Source organism: Lentzea sp. NPDC051213, from assembly GCF_044455585.1.
GTDB lineage: Bacteria > Actinomycetota > Actinomycetes > Mycobacteriales > Pseudonocardiaceae > Lentzea.
On sequence record NZ_JBITEX010000001.1, the window covers coordinates 1,508,636 to 1,525,263 of the forward strand.

Genomic DNA, 16,628 nt, shown 5'->3' on the forward strand with positions numbered 1-16,628 from the left:
CCCTAGTCCCGATAACGCGCGGCGGGCGGCGCTGGTGCCTGACCCAGCGTGTTGAGCCACCGCTGGTAGATCCCGCTCCACGACCCGTCGGCGCGCATCCGCTCCAGCACGCCGTTGACGAACCGCACCAGGTCTTCCTGCCCCTTGGGGATCCCCACGCCGTAGGGCTCCTCGGTGAACCGCGACCCCACCACCTCGGTGTACGGGTCCTGCGCCGCGAGCCCCGCCAGGATCGTGTCGTCGGTGGAGATCGCGTCCGCCTGCCCCTGCTGCAGCATCACCAGGCAGTCCGTCCAGTTCGGCACGCTCACCGTCGTCTTCACCCTGCTCACGACGTTGCCCAGCGACGTCGACCCCGACGCCACGCACACCGTCTTCTCGGCCAGGCTCTCCACCCCGGTGATGCCGGAGTTGCGGCGCACCAGCACCCGCTGCCCCGCCTGGTAGTAGACCGACGAGAAGTCCACGTCCTTGAGCCGCTCGCAGGTGATCGTCATCGTGCGCACCACGACGTCGACCTCGCCGCGCTGCAGCATCCCGATCCGTTCCGCCGCGGTGACGACCTTGAACTGCACCTTCTTCTCGTCACCGAACACCGCCCGCGCGATCTGCCGCGCCACATCGACGTCGAAACCCTCGATCTCGCCGGTGAACGAGTTGCGGAACCCCATCAGGAACGAGTTCTGGTCCACACCGGCGATCAACCGGCCGCGCTTGAGGATCCGCTCCATGTTCGAACCCGCCGGCATCTGCCCCGCCGGTGGCAGCGGGCCCGGCCGCAGGCTCGCCGTCGCGTCGCACGACGGCGCGGGACCCGCCGTGCCGCTCGGTGCCGCGGTGACCGTGCTGGCGTTCGCCGGCTGCGGGACCGGGGCGCTGCGCGGCACGACCTCGCTCGGCGCCGGGCCCGCCGAGCAGGCCGACACGAACATCAGGGCCACCAGTGCGAGTCGCCTCATCGGTACTCCTTGAGCCGCCGCCACAACCCCATTGTCGACCCGGCCGCGCTGATCAGCGCGAGCACCAGCACACCCACGACCGTGCCCGCCAGCGACGCCCGCGCCACCGCGACCTCGTCGCTGAACCCCTGCCGCGCCTCCCCGATCGCCCGCACCAGGTCCTGGTCCAGCGAGTCGAAGTACGGGTTGTCGATCAACGCGACCGCGTCGTTGTACTGGCCGGCGTCGTCGGCCTCCCGGATGCGCTGGTGCACCTGCTGCCACTGCCGGAAGTGCCGCATCGCCTGGTCGATCGCCTCGGTGTGCTCCAGCCGCTGCGCCTGGTCCAGCTGCCCCTCCAGCCGCTCGGACACCTCGACGAAGTTCTTCTCGTAAGCCTGGCCCGCCCCGCGCGCGACCAGCGTCAGCGTCTCCTCGCCCCGCGCCGTCAGGGTCGCGATCCGCGCCTGCGCCAGCACGTCGACCTTCTGCGAGGCCGCTCTGCTGTCCGAGACGTCGCGCATCACCAGCACCGACACCGTCGTCACCCACAGCAGCGACACCACCGCCGCCCCGGTCGCCACCAGCAGCCCGACGTTGAGCAGCCGGTTCGTCTTGCGGGTCAGATACCGCTGCACCAGCACCAGCGCGATCACGAACGCCAGCGCCACCAGGATCTCGGCGATCGGGAAGGACGCGTCGTCCTGGGCCCGCGCGACCCGGTCGGTCTCCGCCCGGTACAGCTCCTGCGCCGCGGGCAGCAGTTGCGTGCGCATCAACCCGGACGCCTCGCGCAGGTACGCCGCGCCCACCGGGAAACCCTGCCGGTTGTTCGTGCGCGCCGTCTCGATCAGTCCGGTGTAGACCGGCAGCTGCGCGGCCAGCGTCGCGGTGAGGTCGGGGGAGGAGGCCGTCGCCACCGACAGCGCCGCCTGCGCCTGCGCGATGTCCGCCTCGTAGCGTTCCCGCAGCTTCGCCGGCTCCAGTCCGCCGGACAGGAACGCGCTCGACGCCGTCGCGTCCGCGTCCTGCAGCGCCCGGTAGACCTCCTGCGCCGCGTGCGCGAGCGGCTCGGACCGCGTCGCCAGCTCGTCGAGTGACTGTCCCTGCCGGATCACGCTCCACGTCGTGAGCGATCCGCTCGCGAGGCTCGCCAGGGCCAGCACCAGGATGATCAGGCTCAACCGCCCCGGTGTCGACCGCGCGAGACCGGTGACCCGGCGCACCAGCGCCTGCCGGGGCTGCGAGTCGATCACCACGTGCGGCCCTCCCTGTGGCGGTTGATCGTCACGATGCGTGGCGTAACTGTAGGCACCCGAAGGACACCGCGTGGGAATTAACGACGCATCCCCGCGAGGTGTCACCCGCGTGCAACTACCGGCGTGCCGCGATCAGGCGATTGACGCCGTCGAGGATCATCTCCAGGCCGAACTCGAACGAGTGCTCCGGGCTGAACGCGCTCTGGTGCGCCTCCCCGACGGCGTTGCCGACCCGTGCCGCCACCGGGTACCGCGCCGGGTCGAACACCGTCATCAGGACCGGCACGGCCGCGTCCCACCACTGCTGGTCGGTCAGCCCGGTCTCCTGCTCGGTCACCGCCGCCGCGGTCAGGCTCCGCGCCGAGTTCTGCACGTGCCCGAGCACCAGGTTCAGCACCGAGTCCATCTCCACGTCGGACAGCCCGACGCCCTCCAGACCGGACAGCTCGAAGTCGTACTTCGCCGCCACCTGCGGCCCCAGCACCGTGCGCGACGGCGCCACCTGCAGCAACCACGGGTGCCGCCGGTAGAGCGCCAGGTTCTCCCGCGCCACGTACGTCAGGTGCTCGCGCCAGCCCTCGGCCGCCTGCCGTCCGGTCGCGGCCTGCACCGTGTCGACCATGACGTCGATCAGCTCGCCCTTGCCGGGCACATAGGTGTAGAGCGACATCGTCCCCACACCCAATGCCTCCGCGACGCGGCGCATCGACAGCGCCTTGAGCCCGTCGGCGTCGGCCAGCGCGATGCCGGCCTGCACGATGCGGTCCACGCTCAGGTCCGGCTTGCCCTTGCGGCTCGCCCGCTCCTGGGTCCGCCACAGCAACGCCAGGGTGCGCGCCGGGTCACCGCTGCCCGTGTGTTCGATCACGCCCGCGACACTACCGTACCGTATGGTGTACGGTACAGAGTATGTTCGTGCCTGCCGACCCGCCCCGACTCGGCCAGCTCCACGGAAGGCCCCTGCTGGACGCCCTGCCGGACGCGTTGAAGGACGACGATTACTGGGGAGTGGCCACCGCGACCGCGCTCAACCTCATCGCCCGCGGCCGCATCGTGCCCGGCGTGTCGCAGGGCCACCACGACACCTGGCGGATCGGCCCGCTCGACCACGCCGACGAGCTGCACCTGCGGCGGCTCGCCGCACACGGCGACTACGACGAGCTGCGCCAGTTCCTCGACGCCGTCGCCGACGTGCTGCCACGCGGAGGTGAGGGCGCGTTCTCGAGCGTGACGCCCCACCACGTGCCGGAGCTCAAGGCGTGGGCCGACGAGCAGGTCACGTTGTCCCTGCGCGTCGACACCACCGAGGACATGCGGTTCCGCGCGATCGTCCAGGTTCGCGGCATCACCGACCCCTACCCGCGCGATGTGCGGGGCTCCGGCCGTGAGCTCGACGCGATCCGCGCGATCGGCCGCGCCACCTGGCCACCCCTGGAGCGCCTGCTCGACGGGGGCGATCTCACCGACGGCGAGGTCGTGGAACTCCTCGACACCGGCATCGAGGTCCACTGGCCCAAGAACTTCACCACCGGCCTCACCGCGAAGGCCGTCATCGGCGAACCCAGCGGCAAGTTCCGGGCCGACGACCTGCTCACGTTCCGCTGGCAGCTCGCCCTCGGCACCGACCCGCTGACCGACGCCGAGATGGACGTCATCGCCGAGGCCAGCCGCCCGGTCGTGCGGCTGCGCGACCAGTGGGTGCTCGTCGACCCGAGGTTCCGGAAGAAGGCCCGCCAGCAGCTCACCGGCATCACCGCCGTGCAGGCCGTCACCGCCGCCCTCACCGGAACCGTGCTCATCGACGGCGAACACGTCGAGGTCGCCCCGCACAGCCTCACCACCGCCATCACGGCCATCCCGGAGTTCCCGCAGCCGGCCGCCCTCAAGGCCCACCTGCGCGACTACCAGCTGCACGGCCTGCGGTGGCTCGCCCACATGACCGGACTCGGGCTCGGCGCCTGCCTGGCCGACGACATGGGCCTCGGCAAGACCATCACGCTCATCGCCCTGCACCTGCACAAGGCCGCCGAGCACCCCACCCTGGTGGTATGCCCGGCCTCGCTGCTGGGCAACTGGGAACGCGAGATCCACCGCTTCGCCCCCGGCACCGCCGTCACCCGCTACCACGGTCCACAACGGACCCTCCCGGCCGAGGGCATCGTGCTCACGACCTACGGCACCATGCGCCTGGACGCCGAAGCGCTGCGCGGCCACACGTGGGGCATGGTCGTCGCCGACGAGGCCCAGCACATCAAGAACCCGCACTCCGGCACCGCCAAAGCACTGCGCTCGCTGCCCGCCGGTGCCCGCGTCGCCCTGTCCGGCACGCCCGTGGAGAACTCGCTGTCGGAGCTGTGGTCCATCCTGGACTGGACGACACCGGGCCTGCTCGGCACGCACCGCGCGTTCCGCACTCGCTGGCCGCACCCCGACGACACCCTCGCCAAGGTGGTCAGACCGTTCCTGCTGCGCCGCCGCAAGTCCGACCCCGGCGTCGCACCCGAGCTGCCCGCCAAGACCGAGACCGACCTGCCCGTCTCGCTCACCACCGAGCAGGCGGCCCTGTACGAGGCCCTGACCAGGGAGACCCTCGACCAGATCGCGCACAGCGACGGCATGGCACGGCGCGGCCTCGTGCTCAAACTCCTCACCGGCCTCAAGCAGATCTGCAACCACCCGTCGCACTACCTCGGCCACCCCACGCTGCAGGGCACGTCCGGCAAGCTCGAGCTGCTCGACGAACTGCTCGACACGATCGTCGCCGAGGACGGGTCGGCGCTGATCTTCACCCAGTACGTCGGCATGGCCAGGCTGCTCGAACAGCACATCAAGCAACCCACCCGCTTCCTGCACGGCGGCACCCCCGTGCCCCGGCGCGAGCAGATGGTCGACGACTTCCAGAGCGGCAAGGCACCGGTGTTCCTGCTGTCGCTCAAGGCCGCCGGCACCGGCCTCAACCTCACCCGCGCCGACCACGTCATCCACTTCGACCGCTGGTGGAACCCCGCCGTCGAGGACCAGGCCACCGACCGCGCCTACCGCATCGGCCAGACCAGGCCCGTGCAGGTGCACAAACTCGTCACCGAAGGCACCGTCGAGGAACGCATCGCCGCGCTCCTGCAGGACAAACGCGACCTCGCCGACGCCGTGCTGCACGGGGGAGAGGCCGCCTTCACCGAACTGACCGACGCCGAGCTCGCGGAGCTCGTCCAGCTCAGGAGCGCCGGATGACCGCACGCGGATTCGCCGCGTTCCCCAAGGTGAAACGCCGCATCGCCACCACGTGGTGGGGCAAGGCGTGGGACAGGGCGTTGAAGGACACCGCCCTCGACCTCGGCATGCTCAAACTGGGCCGCCGCTACGCCCACGCCGGCGTCGTCGGCCCGATCACCGTCAGCCCCGGACTGCTCCACGCACAGGTGCACGACGACGACACCGTCCACAGCACCACCGTGCGCGTGCCGGAACTGACCGAGGTCCAATGGGGACAGTTCCTCGACCGCGTCGCCGAACAGCCGGGCCACATCGCCGCGTTGCTGGACAACGACATGCCACGCGATCTCGTCGCGGCCGCGGAAGAGTCCGGTGTGGACCTACTACCCGGCATCGGCGACCTCGAACCCGAATGCGACTGCGAGGGCTGGGAACTGCCGTGCCGCCACGCCGCCGCACTCGCGTTCCAGGTCGGCTGGCTGCTCGACGCCGACCCGTTCGTGCTCCTGCTGCTCAAGGGCAAACCGGAACAGGAACTCCTCGACGCCCTCAAACAACGCGTCGCAGGCCCGGTCGGAACCAGAACACCTGTGGTGGTCCTGGACGAACCCGCAGGTCAACTGCCTGCCAAACCAGGGCTCCCGGCCACCACACCTGTGGTGCTCGCGGTCGAACCGCCGCCTGGGTACGACGCCGCGGAACTCGCCGCGTTGATGGAGATCGCCGCTGACCGGGCGCGCGCGTTGCTGCGTTCGGGCACTCTCGAGGGGTGATCACCGAGAAGCAGAAGATGATGACCGGCGAGCTGTACAAGGACTCCGACCCCGAACTGGTCGCGGAACGCCGCCGCGCGCAGCAGCTCGTCGACGAGTTCAACGCCACCCGTTCCGACGCGGTCATCAAGGAGCTGTTCGGTGCCATCGGCGAGGGCTCGTGGGTCATGCCGCGGTTCCAGTGCGACTACGGCTACCAGATCCGGATGGGCTCCAACAGCTTCCTCAACTACGACGCCATCCTGATGGACTGCGCCGCGATCACCATCGGCGACGACGTGTCCATCGGGCCGCGCGTTCAGTTGCTCACCGCGCTGCACCCTCTTTTGGACCACGAGGCTCGGCGGCAGCGGTTCGAGACGGCCGCTCCTATCACCATCGGGAACAACGCGTGGCTTGGTGGTGGGGTGATCGTGTGTGCCGGGGTCACCATTGGGGATGACTGCGTGATCGGCGCGGGCAGTGTTGTCACCCGTGACATCCCGCCTCGCGTGCTGGCTGTCGGCAACCCGTGCCGGGTGGTCCGTGAGCTCTGAGCGCGCCCTCGCCCACGTCGCCGCCCGCTCAACCGGCGGCCCAATGCCCCGCGACCTGCGGGTAACGCTCAACTTCCACCCCGGCCGCGGCGTCCTCGCGCGCCTAGCCAAAGACGGCGTCTACCGATCCCAGTTCGAGACCGGCACCAGCAACGGCGGCCTCACCGCCCACCCCGGCGGCGCCCGCTGGGAGTGGGAGAGCCGCCTCTTCGACGGCGCCTACGACCGCGCCGGCCCCGCCGACCGGCCAAAATACGGCGCCCTCAACCACCGCCGGCGGCCCTGCGGCGGCGCACCGAGGTTCGGCTCGGCGCACCTGCGGCTCACCGAGGACGTGCTGGACCGCACCACGTTCTGCTACCCGGACAGCGTCTTCGACCCCGCCGACTTCGGCACCGCCGCAAAAATGGCGCTGACCGAGCTAGCCGACGCCGACGACCGCGACCCCCTCGACGACTACGTCGAGGCCCACGTCCACGGCCCCGTCACGCTGCACGACGTCGAAGCACTCGTCCTCGACCCGTCCTTCCGCGGCACCGAGGTCGACGAGCTCGCCGCCCGCCTCGGCACGAAGGTCGAGTGGCACGGCGGATTCCGGCTGTCCACACAGGACCTCCAGCGCAACGCCGCCTACCGCACCCCGGAGGCGGTCGCGCTCGGACTCGCGATCGCCGAGGACGGCTTCCTCGACCCGCGGATGCTCGCCGGCGCCGAAGCGGCACCACAGGTCGTGAAGCACCTGTGGCACCACCTCGCCCGTTTTGGGATCACGCACACCTAAGCCAAGTGGCCGAATGTCGATCACACACAAGGAGATCAATTTCTTCGTTGTCACCCGATCGGCCCAGTTACGGAGTCGGTCCGGTCGACGACTTAGGGGTGTGCGGGAGTTCGACCGCTCAAACAGGGGAGGGAATTTCAGAATGAAACAATTCCGAAGATTCTGGCTGTTGCCATTGGTGGCGGCACTGCCACTCGTCACCACCGGGGTGAGCCAGGCCAACCCGTTCCCGAACAACTACGACAGCGCGGTGGCGGACAGTTCGCTGCACACCTTCTGCACCACCACGGGATTCACGACCGACCGCACCGTCGCCACTTACGCGATGTCGGTCCTCGACATCACGACCGACATGACGGATTCCGATCTGGGCGGTTGTTCGAGTGTCTCGACCGACGTGTGGTGGTGGCAGCAAGACCTCCCCGGCACATTGCGCGGTGAACGTTCCTGCTTCTCGCACAGCAGTCCTGGGGTGTGCGACTCCTCCGACGTCAAGCTCGACTACGCGCAGCTCGACATCGGCGGCAACGACTGGGAGGACCGCCGCAAGACCTCCGTGCACGAACTGGGGCACAGCGTCGGGCTCGGCCACGACACGATCAGCGCCATGATCTCCGGCGAGGTCCCCAGCACCGCACTGCAGTGGCGCCGCTACAGCGCCCACGACCTCGCCCACCTCAACGCCCAGTACTGAGAGGAGCCTGACATGCGACGAACCACCATCGTGACCGTGATCGCGGCGGCAGGCCTCCTGCTGTCCGCGTGCGGCACCACCCAGCCCGCCGACGCTCCGCAAGGCGGCTCGGCCGAGGCCTTCGCCGCCCGGCTGGGCGCCGACTACCACGCGGACTACGACCCGCTGGCGTCACCGCGCCAGGCACTCGACCTCAGCGACCTGATCGTGCGCGGCACCGTCGAGGAAGTGTTCGACGGCATTTCCACCACCTACCCGGACAAGATGAGCACCGAACGGGCTCAGGGTTCCCACGTCACATTCCGGGTCTCGGTGAGCGAAGTCCTGGACGGGCCCGCGGACGCGGTCAAGGATCGCACCGTGTACGTCCAGGTGTCGAAGAGCCGCACCACCTCGACCGGGGATCTCGCGAAAGCGAATCCGAAGGCGCAGGCGGTGCTGATTCTGGACGACATCTCCGACTGGAAACCCGCGCCGAACGCGACCGTGACACGTCCGGATCGTATTCCGGGCAACGTTCCGCTCTACTTCGCGTTCACCGACGGCCTGTGGATGCAGGGCGCGAATGACAACGCGATGGTGAACAGCGCCGCGCACCGCGAGGATTTCGCGCCCGCGTGGGGGAAGCCGAACACGCTCGACGATCTCGCAACGGCCATCAAGAAGGCCAAGTAGATTCGTGGTGGGGCTTTTCCGGACTCACCGGAAGAGCCCCACCGGTCACGCCGTAGATCGACGCCAGCCGCCGCACCTCCGACGTCACCCGCGAGCGCAACTCGTCCGGCTCCAGCACCTCGATCTCGCCGCCCATCCGCAGCACCATGCCCGCCGCGTGCGCGATCGACTCGATCGGGATCGTCGCCCGCACCCACTCGCCGTCGTCCACGGCGGACTCCTCCGCCGCACGTGCCACCAGGGGCAGCACGTGCGAGGCGAACGACTCCCACCCGCGCGCCGACACCCTGATCACCGCCTCGCCGGTGTACTGCCGCGACTGGAAGTCCTCCAGCGACTCCGCCCAGTGCGCCGCCAGGTCGAAGCCCGGCGGCCGCTCGAACGACTCGTCCAGCACGGTCACCGCCTGGATCTGCGTTATCCGGTAGGTCGAGATGCGCGTCGAGCCCTGCGCGACCAGGTACCAGCGCCCCGCCTTGAGCACGAGACCCAACGGCCGCAGCACGCGCGTCACCTCCTCCGGCGCCCGCCACCGCCGGTAGCTGACCTCCAGGCACCGGTCGCGCCACACCGCGTCCGCCACCACCTCCAGGAACGGCGAGCGCTCCGGATCGGCGTACCAGGCGGGCGCGTCCAGGTGGAACCGCGTCGCCATCCGCTCGGCCCGGTCCCGCATCGACGACGGCAACGCCGCCATCAGCTTGAGCTGCGCCGCCGACACCGCGTCCCCGAGCCCCAGATCGGCCGCCGCCCCCGGCAACCCGGCCAGAAACAGCGACTCCGCCTCCTGCTCGGTCAGCCCGGTCAGCTTCGTGCGGTAGCCGGCGAGCAGCTGATAGCCGCCCTGAGGGCCCGCGTCGCCGTAGAGCGGCACCCCGGCCGTGTGCAGCGACTCCACGTCCCGGTAGATCGTGCGGACCGACACCTCCAGCTCGTCGGCCAGCGCCTGCGCGGTCATCCGCCCCTTGGTCTGCAGGAGGAGCAGCAGGGACACCAACCGGCTCGCGCGCATGCGAGAACCTTAGGCGAAACCACTGACACAGGGTGTCAGTGATAGCTCATATGTTCGACACATGGCTTTCTACGAGAAGGAGCTGGCGGTGCGGGAACCGCTGGTCATCGCGGGCAGGCACGTCAAGCGCTACGAGGTCGTCACGCCGGGGCTGGAGATCACCGACGACATCCGCGCGGCCGCCTACGAGTTCCTGCCCAAGATCTACCCGGACTTCGCCGACCCCACCCCGCCCGCCACGGTGACCGTGCTGCACCGCAGCGCCGCGGGCATGTACCTCAACGCCTACAACTGGGTCTGGGACAACGTCCTGCACTGCCGCACCGCGGTGTCCGGCGACCAGCCGTTCCTCGGCTCCACCGACCCCGACCTCACACACTTCAGCGTCATCCCGAAGGACCTCATCGGCTGCGTGTGGGAGCTGCCGCCGCTGTCGCACGAACGCGACGCGTGGGTGCGGCACGTCCTCACGCCCGACGAGCCGGACTTCGCCGCCTACCTCGCGGACACCCTTCCGGAAGGGCTGGTGGGCGCGGCATGAGCGAGTGGCAGGGAGCCCCGTCACGCTGAAAACAAGTGGACTGCGGAGTTACGGTCGCTGGCATGACCTCTCCCGAGACCGTGGTGCGCGTGCTGGCCGAACCGACGAGGCTGCGGGCCTATGCCGCCGTGGTCCTCGGCGCGGGAACGCTGGCCGACATCGCGGCCGCGTCCGGGCTGACGGTCAAGGACGCCGGCACCGCGCTGCGCAAGCTCCGCGAGGCCGGGCTGGTCGAGGGGGAGCCGGCCCGGCCGGCCGACCTCAAGGCGCTGGCCGCCACGCTCACCGAGCGGATGCCCGCCGACGGCCTCGCGCCGTTCGTGCGCGGCGACAAGCTCGTCTCGCTACCGGTCGCGGCCGACCGCCGCCGCAAGATCCTCGAACACGTCGCGTCGAAGGCGTTCGTCGCGCAGACGTACTACGAGGAGAAGGAGATCAACGAGCGGCTGCGGGCGTGGTGCGACGGGGGAGAGCTCGACCACGTGACCATCCGCCGCTACCTGGTGGACCTCGGTCTGCTGGAACGCGGTGGCGGCCTCTACCAGGCCAAGCAGTCCCCTCCTCTCCCGATGTAGGGCGCTACCCGCGGCCTATGAACGGCATGGCTGTCGCCATCACGGTCATGAACTGCACGTTCGCGTTGAGCGGCAGCTGAGCCTGGTACAGCACCGCGTCGGCCACGTGCTGCACGTCGAACGTCGGCTCCGGAGCCGTCTCGAAGTTCGCCTGCAGCACGCCCTGACCCATCCGCTCGGTCAGTGCCGTCGCGGCGTTGCCGATGTCGATCTGCCCGCACGCGATGTTGTGCGCACGGCCTTCCAGCGACAACGACTTGGTCAGCCCGGTCATCGCGTGCTTGGTCGCGTTGTACGCCACCGCGTGGGGGCGCGGCACCGACGCCGAGATCGAGCCGTTGTTGATGATCCGGCCGCCGCCGTGCGTCTTCATCACCCGGAACGCCTCGCGGGCGCACAGGAACGCGCCGGTGAGGTTCACGCCCACGACCTTCTCCCACTGCCCGAGCGAGAAGTCCTCGATCGGCGTGGCCCGCACGTTCGTGCCCGCGTTGTTGAACAACACGTCCACACGGCCCCACCGGGAGACCACGGCGTCGAACAGCGCGACGACGGAGTCCTCACGCGACACATCGGTCGGTACGACCACCGTGGCGTCGGGAAAACCGTCCGCGGTCTCCCGCAACGCGTCCTCGCGGCGGCCAGCCAACGCCACCTGGAATCCCGCAGCCAGCAGGGTTCGCGCCGCGGCGCGACCCACCCCCGAACCCGCTCCCGTCACGACCGCGACCGACATCGGTGTTCTCCCCTCGATCCAGCGATTGCCCTCAGTGTCCCGTGTGGAGTACTTACTGTGCGTGGAGTGCGAAGAGGACACCTGCCTGCTGTGCGAGGGGTCCGGAACAATGTCGTGGCAGCAACCCGTTCCCGGACCGGAAGGCCTTGTGCTGCACGAGATGTCGCATCCGTGCCCGCGTGGTTGCTCGGGTTGGTGGCGCCTCCCGAACGCCGAACGCAAAGGGATCGTCGCAGGCAATGTCGCACGTGCCAACGAGATTCCAGCCGGACCGTCCACCCCGGTGTGATCACCGAGCGTGAACGATGGGGGTCACCCATTATTGCCGGGAGGGTCCCTGCTTGGCGGCTGCGTCCACTGAAAGTAGAAGCGGACACTGTTCTTTCGTGAAAGAGTGCAGCCGTTGCCTTGGCTCAGGGCTCAACGAGGACCGGACCGCCTGCCGGGTGTGCGGTGGGATCGGCCAGGTCCCCGATCGCTAGCCCTGACTGAGGCTATTTCCTCGTCATCAGAGTGGGGCCGAGGATTCTGCGGGCGAGCCGCCGGGTGAGCGACTTGCTCGCGGGAGCGGGCTTGGGAACCGCGGGGACGACCGCGGGAACAGTCGCTGCTTCCGATTCTTCGGTCGTGATCTTCGAGAACACCTGGGTTTCCGGCTCGACACTGCCGGGCTGCTCGATCGGCACGCGAAGATCTTGCCATCGCTGCCCTCCACGCCTCCAGCGAGGGGCGCCTCCGCGTGCATCGTGATGCGGGTCACGCAGCACACTGGGCCATGACGGCCCCAGGCGGAGTGTGATGACTGAAACGACCGAGCGCGCGGACGTGGGGCCGCCGCCGGACACGCTGTTGTGGAAGCGCATCGCCGACGGCGACCACGCCGCGTTCACCGAGCTGTTCGAACGCCACGCCGAGGCGGTGTGGAACTACGCCTACCGGTTGACCGCCTCCTGGTCGCAGGCGGAGGACCTGCTCTCGGCGACCTTCCTGACCGCGTGGCGCAAACGCGGCGAGGCCCAGCTGGTGCGCGACTCGGCGCTGCCGTGGCTCTACACCGTGACCGCGAACCGCGCCCGCACCGAATGGCGCGCCTCGCGCAGAGCGCTGCGGCTGGTGGCCAGGCTCGCCCCGCAGCACGAACGCGACCACGCCGACGAGGTCGCCGCCCGCACCGACGCCCAGCGCCGCCTGGCCGTCGTGGTCGAGGCCCTCGTGAAACTGCCGCCGTCCGAACGCGAGATCGCCCAGCTGTGCCTGCTCGGCGACGTCTCGACCGCCGACGCCGCGGCGCTCCTCGGGATCGCCGAGTCGAGCGTCCGCGCCCGCGTCGCCCGCACCCGCGCCCGGCTGCGCGCCCTGACCTCAGAGGACCCGCGATGATCGACCAGCTGCCCGAGCACCGCCCGCTGCCCGCCGACGTCCGCATGCGGGCACGCCGCCGTCTCTCCGAGGGCATGAACCCCGGCGCCGGCAACCGCACACCCGCGCTGATCGCCGCCGGCGTCAGCCTGCTCGCCGCCGGAGCCGTGTTCGGCGCCCAGCTGCTCTACGGCGGAAACGCCGAAGTCGCGGCGCCGTCGCAGGCGCCGCCGAACCAGTTCGTCGGCAAGGACCGCGCGGTCGTCAACCACGTCGAGCTCGGCAAGGTCGACCCGGACGCGCTGGCCCGCTGCGTCGCCGCGGCGAAAGCCCATCCGCCGGCCGCGCAGTGGCAGCCCCTCGCCACCAGCCACAAGGACGGCACGGTGCTGACCGCGTTCCGGGCCCCGACCGGCCTGTTCTTCTGCGCGAACACCGCCACGACGACCACGATCTCCGCGCCGGACGACACCAAGGTCGAGGCGGAGCGGCGCCAGGTGAAGATCCTCTTCACCACGCCGAGCGGCGCGCTGGCCGGTCTGGTCTCGCCGGACGTGAAGTTCCTCAGCCTGTCCCGGATCGGTGACCAGGGCTGGAACAACACCATGCCCGCGCTCGTGGAGGGACTCCTGCTCGCACCGAGCGGCTACACGCAGGCCGAGAACGGCACGATGGCGCTGGCCAACGGCAACGAGTTCGCCGTGCGGGGCGTGCCCAGGCCGACCGCGCCCGTGGTCGACCGCCCGCTGGCGGCCGCCGATCGCAGCACGCCCGAGGCGCAGCGGTTCGCCCAGTGCCTGAAGGACCGGCCGATCCCGGACGCAGACCAGTTCGCCCTCGGCGTCACGGCCAAGGTCAGCCCCACCAGCACGATCATGCTCGGCCGCTTCGGCGACCTGATGATCTACTGCCTCGACGACGGTGGCCCGCTGCGCGGCCGGGTCTACGACATCCAGGACCCGGACGGCATGGACGTCGTGTACGGCAAGACGGTGGGGGCGGTCCGCGCGTTCTACGACTTCACCACGCGGCCCGACGGCGCCTCCAGCAGTTCGAACCTCGCCGCGGTGGGCCTGGTGCGCGACCCGCGCGTCGCGTCGATCACCTACACCGCGCCCGGCGCGGCCGACGTGCCCGCCGCGCTCGGCAACGGCACGTTCGTGCTGGCCGGGCCGCTCAACGAGCCGCACCCCGAGGGCCGTGTGGTCGTGCGGGACGCCGCCGGTGCGGTGCTGGAGACCATCACGCCGACCCGGTAATCGGCTGGACAGCAGCGTCAGGATTTCGGGTGTGGAGACCGAACGCCTGACGCTGCGTCCGATGACGGCGTCCGATGTGGACGAACTGGAGAAGCTGCACGCCGACCCCGAGGTGATGCGGTTCCTCGACCCCGGCCCGATCGAGGACTACCTCGGCGAGAGCTTCTACGCGGCGATCCGCCGCGAGGACGGCCGGTTCCTCGGCTGGTTCGAGTTCAAGGGCACCGGCGAGGTCGAGCTCGGCTACCGGCTGCACCGCGAGTTCTGGGGCCGCGGGTACGCCTCCGAGGGCGGGAAAGCCCTGATCGAACGCGGTTTCACCACCGGCGGGGTGCAGCGCGTCGTCGCCACGACGATGTTCGTCAACGCCGGCTCCCGCCGCGTCATGGAGAAGTGCGGCCTGATCCACGTCCGCACGTTCCACGTCGACTGGCCGGACCCGTTGCCCGGCTCCGAGCACGGCGAGGTCGAGTACGCGCTGACTAGAGAACAGTGGCGGTCAGCGTGACCGGGATGTTGCCGCGCACCGCCGCCGAGTACGGGCAGGTCGCGTCCGCGGCGTGCAGCAGCTTCTGCAGCCGATCGGCGTCCACGCCCGGCACGCCCACGGTCAGCCGCACGGCCAGCCCGTAGTCGTGCTCGGTGGTGCCGAGATCGACCTCGCAGGTCACCTGGGCCGCGGTGGCGTCCACGCCGTGCTCGGCGGCGACCTCCGCGAGCGCGCTGGTGAAGCACGCGGCATAACCGGCGGCGAAGAGCTGTTCGGGATTGGTGGTGCCGGGAGTCTTCTTGCGCGGCGGGGCCAGACGCACGTCGAGCCTGCCGTCGTCGGTGGCGACCGTGCCGCTGCGACCGCCCTGCGCGTGCGCGGTGGCGGTGTAGAGGACTTTGGTCAGCTCGGTCGTCATGGCCGGTGAGCTTAGGGGGAACACATGTGGCAGGCAGACCTCGTCGATCTGGACGCGTACTTCGCGCGCACCGGAGCGTCCGCGTCCAGTTCGCTGACGGAGCTGCACGAGGCACATGTGCGCGCCATCCCGTTCGAGAACATCGACGTGATGCTGGGCCGCGTGCCGTCGCTGGACCTCGTCGACATCCAGGACAAGCTGGTCGCACGCCGTCGTGGCGGCTACTGCTACGAGCACCAGCTGCTGTTCACGGCTGTGCTGGAACGCCTCGGGTACACGGTGGCGCGGCGGATGAGCCGGGTGAAGACCGGGCCGCGCACGCACATGATGTCGATCGTCGACGGCCACCTCGTCGACGTCGGTTTCGGCGCCGGGATGCTGCACCCGATGCCGCTGGCCGAGGGCGCGATCGTGGACCAGGCCGGCTGGCCGCACCGGCTGCGGCGCGAGAGGACGCGCTGGGTGCTGGAGAAGCACACCGCCGATGACTGGGAGCGCATGCACGCGTTCGAGGACGCCGTCGAGCAACAGCCCATCGACTACACGATGGCCAACTACTACGTCGCCACGCACGAGCGTTCGCCGTTCAGCCGCCAGCTCGTCGTCATGCGCCTGGAACCGGGCCTGAGCCGCCGCCTCGTCGGCTCGAAGCTCACGATCGACCGCGCCGGTGAAGAGCCGGAGGTGTCGGAGGTCGGCGATCTGGCCGCGACGCTGGAATCGCTGGACATCGCACTTACCGAGGGGGAGCTGAGTCACATCCGCTCAACTTTGGGAACACCGGTGGGCGCCCGTTCGTAGTAGCGGATACAGGGGATCGCTTTTCCGGAGGTGTTGGAAATGACCACCGCGACTCCGTTCGCCACAGGAGCCGGCTCCACTGGCGTCAACGCACTGCCCACACTGCCCACGGGCTGGCCGATCGGTTCCTACGGGACCTACGAAGAGGCGCAGCGCGCCGTCGACCACCTGGCGGACAACGACTTCCCGGTCGCCGACGTCACCATCGTCGGCGTCGACGCGATGATCGTCGAACGCGTCACCGGCCGCCTGACCTGGGGCCGCGTCCTCGGCGCCGGAGCCGCGTCGGGTGCCTGGTTCGGTCTGTTCGTCGGTCTGCTGCTGGGCCTGTTCTCCACCGGCGGCGCCCTCGTGCCGATCATCACGGGCCTGGTCATGGGCACGATCTTCGGCCTCACGTCCGCGGCCATCCGTTACTCGGGCCAGCGCGGCCGTCGTGACTTCGCCTCGACCACCCAGCTCGTGGCCGGTCGCTACGACGTGCTCAGCCAGCCGCGCAACGCCGAGCGCGGCAAGGAGATGCTGACCACCCTGGCGTGGCGCTCGGCAGCCTGACACCAGCTCCCAC

The 16,628-nt window shown here is 69.9% G+C and carries 21 protein-coding genes; 14 read left to right on the forward strand and 7 right to left on the reverse strand.

Features of this window, described 5'->3' with window-relative positions:
• Positions 1-2 precede the first annotated feature (2 nt).
• A complete protein-coding gene (locus ACIA8G_RS06570) occupies positions 3-731 on the reverse strand; it encodes a glutamate ABC transporter substrate-binding protein (RefSeq protein ID WP_396417235.1) in 729 nt (242 codons plus the stop codon).
• Here ACIA8G_RS06570 and ACIA8G_RS06575 point away from each other — a divergent pair.
• Complete coding sequence (locus ACIA8G_RS06575) at positions 730-972, forward strand: hypothetical protein (RefSeq protein ID WP_396417236.1); 243 nt, start codon at positions 730-732, stop codon at positions 970-972. The two genes, ACIA8G_RS06570 and ACIA8G_RS06575, sit on opposite strands and share 2 nt — an antisense overlap.
• On the opposite strand, the gene ACIA8G_RS06580 is transcribed toward ACIA8G_RS06575, so the two are convergent.
• Both ACIA8G_RS06580 and ACIA8G_RS06585 read right to left on the reverse strand, forming a co-directional pair.
• Entirely contained in the window at positions 956-2,197 is a 1,242-nt protein-coding gene (locus ACIA8G_RS06580) for a hypothetical protein (RefSeq protein WP_396417237.1), read from the reverse strand. The two genes, ACIA8G_RS06575 and ACIA8G_RS06580, sit on opposite strands and share 17 nt — an antisense overlap.
• Before the next feature lie 115 nt (positions 2,198-2,312).
• Positions 2,313-3,065, reverse strand: coding sequence for a TetR/AcrR family transcriptional regulator (locus tag ACIA8G_RS06585; RefSeq protein ID WP_396417238.1), 753 nt, complete (start codon positions 3,063-3,065; stop codon positions 2,313-2,315).
• Between the two features lie 41 nt (positions 3,066-3,106).
• Between ACIA8G_RS06585 and ACIA8G_RS06590 the strand changes: the two genes are divergently transcribed.
• From ACIA8G_RS06590 to ACIA8G_RS06615, 6 genes are all read left to right on the forward strand, one after another.
• Entirely contained in the window at positions 3,107-5,428 is a 2,322-nt protein-coding gene (locus ACIA8G_RS06590) for a DEAD/DEAH box helicase (protein ID WP_396417239.1), read from the forward strand.
• The gene (locus ACIA8G_RS06595; protein WP_396417240.1) at positions 5,425-6,183 is read left to right on the forward strand and encodes an SWIM zinc finger family protein; all 759 of its coding nucleotides are present in this window, start codon (positions 5,425-5,427) and stop codon (positions 6,181-6,183) included. Before ACIA8G_RS06590 ends, ACIA8G_RS06595 begins: the two co-directional genes overlap by 4 nt.
• 17 nt (positions 6,184-6,200) lie before the next feature.
• Complete coding sequence (locus tag ACIA8G_RS06600) at positions 6,201-6,719, forward strand: sugar O-acetyltransferase (RefSeq protein ID WP_396417328.1); 519 nt, start codon at positions 6,201-6,203, stop codon at positions 6,717-6,719.
• Between the two features lie 43 nt (positions 6,720-6,762).
• A complete protein-coding gene (locus tag ACIA8G_RS06605; RefSeq protein WP_396417329.1) occupies positions 6,763-7,500 on the forward strand; it encodes a DUF3626 domain-containing protein in 738 nt (245 codons plus the stop codon).
• 142 nt (positions 7,501-7,642) lie between these two features.
• The gene (locus ACIA8G_RS06610) at positions 7,643-8,194 is read left to right on the forward strand and encodes a hypothetical protein (RefSeq protein ID WP_396417241.1); all 552 of its coding nucleotides are present in this window, start codon (positions 7,643-7,645) and stop codon (positions 8,192-8,194) included.
• 12 nt (positions 8,195-8,206) lie between these two features.
• Positions 8,207-8,869 (forward strand): hypothetical protein, encoded by a 663-nt coding sequence (locus tag ACIA8G_RS06615; RefSeq protein WP_396417242.1) that lies wholly within the window; start codon positions 8,207-8,209, stop codon positions 8,867-8,869.
• On the opposite strand, the gene ACIA8G_RS06620 is transcribed toward ACIA8G_RS06615, so the two are convergent.
• Positions 8,853-9,881, reverse strand: a complete 1,029-nt coding sequence (locus ACIA8G_RS06620) for a helix-turn-helix transcriptional regulator (RefSeq protein WP_396417243.1) — start codon at positions 9,879-9,881, stop codon at positions 8,853-8,855. The two genes, ACIA8G_RS06615 and ACIA8G_RS06620, sit on opposite strands and share 17 nt — an antisense overlap.
• Positions 9,882-9,942: 61 nt before the next feature.
• Here ACIA8G_RS06620 and ACIA8G_RS06625 point away from each other — a divergent pair, with 61 nt between their 5' ends.
• Positions 9,943-10,422, forward strand: coding sequence for a hypothetical protein (locus tag ACIA8G_RS06625; protein WP_396417244.1), 480 nt, complete (start codon positions 9,943-9,945; stop codon positions 10,420-10,422).
• 62 nt (positions 10,423-10,484) lie between these two features.
• A complete protein-coding gene (locus ACIA8G_RS06630; RefSeq protein ID WP_396417245.1) occupies positions 10,485-10,997 on the forward strand; it encodes a DUF2087 domain-containing protein in 513 nt (170 codons plus the stop codon).
• Between the two features lie 4 nt (positions 10,998-11,001).
• Here the strand turns inward: ACIA8G_RS06630 and ACIA8G_RS06635 are convergent, their stop codons facing one another.
• Both ACIA8G_RS06635 and ACIA8G_RS06640 read right to left on the reverse strand, forming a co-directional pair.
• Complete coding sequence (locus tag ACIA8G_RS06635; protein ID WP_396417246.1) at positions 11,002-11,733, reverse strand: SDR family oxidoreductase; 732 nt, start codon at positions 11,731-11,733, stop codon at positions 11,002-11,004.
• Between the two features lie 494 nt (positions 11,734-12,227).
• Positions 12,228-12,419 (reverse strand): hypothetical protein, encoded by a 192-nt coding sequence (locus tag ACIA8G_RS06640; RefSeq protein WP_396417247.1) that lies wholly within the window; start codon positions 12,417-12,419, stop codon positions 12,228-12,230.
• 112 nt (positions 12,420-12,531) lie between these two features.
• Between ACIA8G_RS06640 and ACIA8G_RS06645 the strand changes: the two genes are divergently transcribed.
• From ACIA8G_RS06645 to ACIA8G_RS06655, 3 genes are read left to right on the forward strand one after another with little or no spacing between them, the layout of a single operon-like run.
• The gene (locus tag ACIA8G_RS06645; protein ID WP_396417248.1) at positions 12,532-13,113 is read left to right on the forward strand and encodes an RNA polymerase sigma factor; all 582 of its coding nucleotides are present in this window, start codon (positions 12,532-12,534) and stop codon (positions 13,111-13,113) included.
• A complete protein-coding gene (locus ACIA8G_RS06650) occupies positions 13,110-14,351 on the forward strand; it encodes a hypothetical protein (RefSeq protein WP_396417249.1) in 1,242 nt (413 codons plus the stop codon). The genes ACIA8G_RS06645 and ACIA8G_RS06650 overlap by 4 nt, the downstream gene beginning before the upstream one ends.
• Positions 14,352-14,382: 31 nt before the next feature.
• Entirely contained in the window at positions 14,383-14,859 is a 477-nt protein-coding gene (locus tag ACIA8G_RS06655) for a GNAT family N-acetyltransferase (RefSeq protein WP_396417250.1), read from the forward strand.
• Here ACIA8G_RS06655 and ACIA8G_RS06660 read toward each other — a convergent pair.
• Complete coding sequence (locus ACIA8G_RS06660) at positions 14,834-15,259, reverse strand: Ohr family peroxiredoxin (RefSeq protein ID WP_396417251.1); 426 nt, start codon at positions 15,257-15,259, stop codon at positions 14,834-14,836. The genes ACIA8G_RS06655 and ACIA8G_RS06660 overlap by 26 nt on opposite strands.
• 24 nt (positions 15,260-15,283) lie before the next feature.
• Between ACIA8G_RS06660 and ACIA8G_RS06665 the strand changes: the two genes are divergently transcribed.
• Together ACIA8G_RS06665 and ACIA8G_RS06670 are read left to right on the forward strand one after the other, a co-directional pair.
• Positions 15,284-16,060, forward strand: coding sequence for an arylamine N-acetyltransferase (locus ACIA8G_RS06665; protein WP_396417252.1), 777 nt, complete (start codon positions 15,284-15,286; stop codon positions 16,058-16,060).
• Positions 16,061-16,099: 39 nt separating this feature from the next.
• Positions 16,100-16,615: a general stress protein gene (locus ACIA8G_RS06670; protein ID WP_396417253.1), complete on the forward strand. Its 516-nt coding sequence runs from the start codon at positions 16,100-16,102 to the stop codon at positions 16,613-16,615.
• Positions 16,616-16,628: the final 13 nt, after the last annotated feature.

Coding starts and splice junctions, on each gene's coding strand:
- ACIA8G_RS06600 (WP_396417328.1), top strand. CDS start 6,201: ATGATGACCGGCGAGCTGTACAAGGACTCCGACCCCGAACTGGTCGCG.
- ACIA8G_RS06650 (WP_396417249.1), top strand. CDS start 13,110: ATGATCGACCAGCTGCCCGAGCACCGCCCGCTGCCCGCCGACGTCCGC.
- ACIA8G_RS06615 (WP_396417242.1), top strand. CDS start 8,207: ATGCGACGAACCACCATCGTGACCGTGATCGCGGCGGCAGGCCTCCTG.
- ACIA8G_RS06625 (WP_396417244.1), top strand. CDS start 9,943: ATGGCTTTCTACGAGAAGGAGCTGGCGGTGCGGGAACCGCTGGTCATC.
- ACIA8G_RS06630 (WP_396417245.1), top strand. CDS start 10,485: ATGACCTCTCCCGAGACCGTGGTGCGCGTGCTGGCCGAACCGACGAGG.
- ACIA8G_RS06590 (WP_396417239.1), top strand. CDS start 3,107: ATGTTCGTGCCTGCCGACCCGCCCCGACTCGGCCAGCTCCACGGAAGG.
- ACIA8G_RS06610 (WP_396417241.1), top strand. CDS start 7,643: ATGAAACAATTCCGAAGATTCTGGCTGTTGCCATTGGTGGCGGCACTG.
- ACIA8G_RS06620 (WP_396417243.1), bottom strand. CDS start 9,881: ATGCGCGCGAGCCGGTTGGTGTCCCTGCTGCTCCTCCTGCAGACCAAG.
- ACIA8G_RS06575 (WP_396417236.1), top strand. CDS start 730: ATGTTCGAACCCGCCGGCATCTGCCCCGCCGGTGGCAGCGGGCCCGGC.
- ACIA8G_RS06645 (WP_396417248.1), top strand. CDS start 12,532: ATGACTGAAACGACCGAGCGCGCGGACGTGGGGCCGCCGCCGGACACG.
- ACIA8G_RS06595 (WP_396417240.1), top strand. CDS start 5,425: ATGACCGCACGCGGATTCGCCGCGTTCCCCAAGGTGAAACGCCGCATC.
- ACIA8G_RS06570 (WP_396417235.1), bottom strand. CDS start 731: ATGGAGCGGATCCTCAAGCGCGGCCGGTTGATCGCCGGTGTGGACCAG.
- ACIA8G_RS06605 (WP_396417329.1), top strand. CDS start 6,763: ATGCCCCGCGACCTGCGGGTAACGCTCAACTTCCACCCCGGCCGCGGC.
- ACIA8G_RS06670 (WP_396417253.1), top strand. CDS start 16,100: ATGACCACCGCGACTCCGTTCGCCACAGGAGCCGGCTCCACTGGCGTC.
- ACIA8G_RS06660 (WP_396417251.1), bottom strand. CDS start 15,259: ATGACGACCGAGCTGACCAAAGTCCTCTACACCGCCACCGCGCACGCG.
- ACIA8G_RS06635 (WP_396417246.1), bottom strand. CDS start 11,733: ATGTCGGTCGCGGTCGTGACGGGAGCGGGTTCGGGGGTGGGTCGCGCC.
- ACIA8G_RS06665 (WP_396417252.1), top strand. CDS start 15,284: ATGTGGCAGGCAGACCTCGTCGATCTGGACGCGTACTTCGCGCGCACC.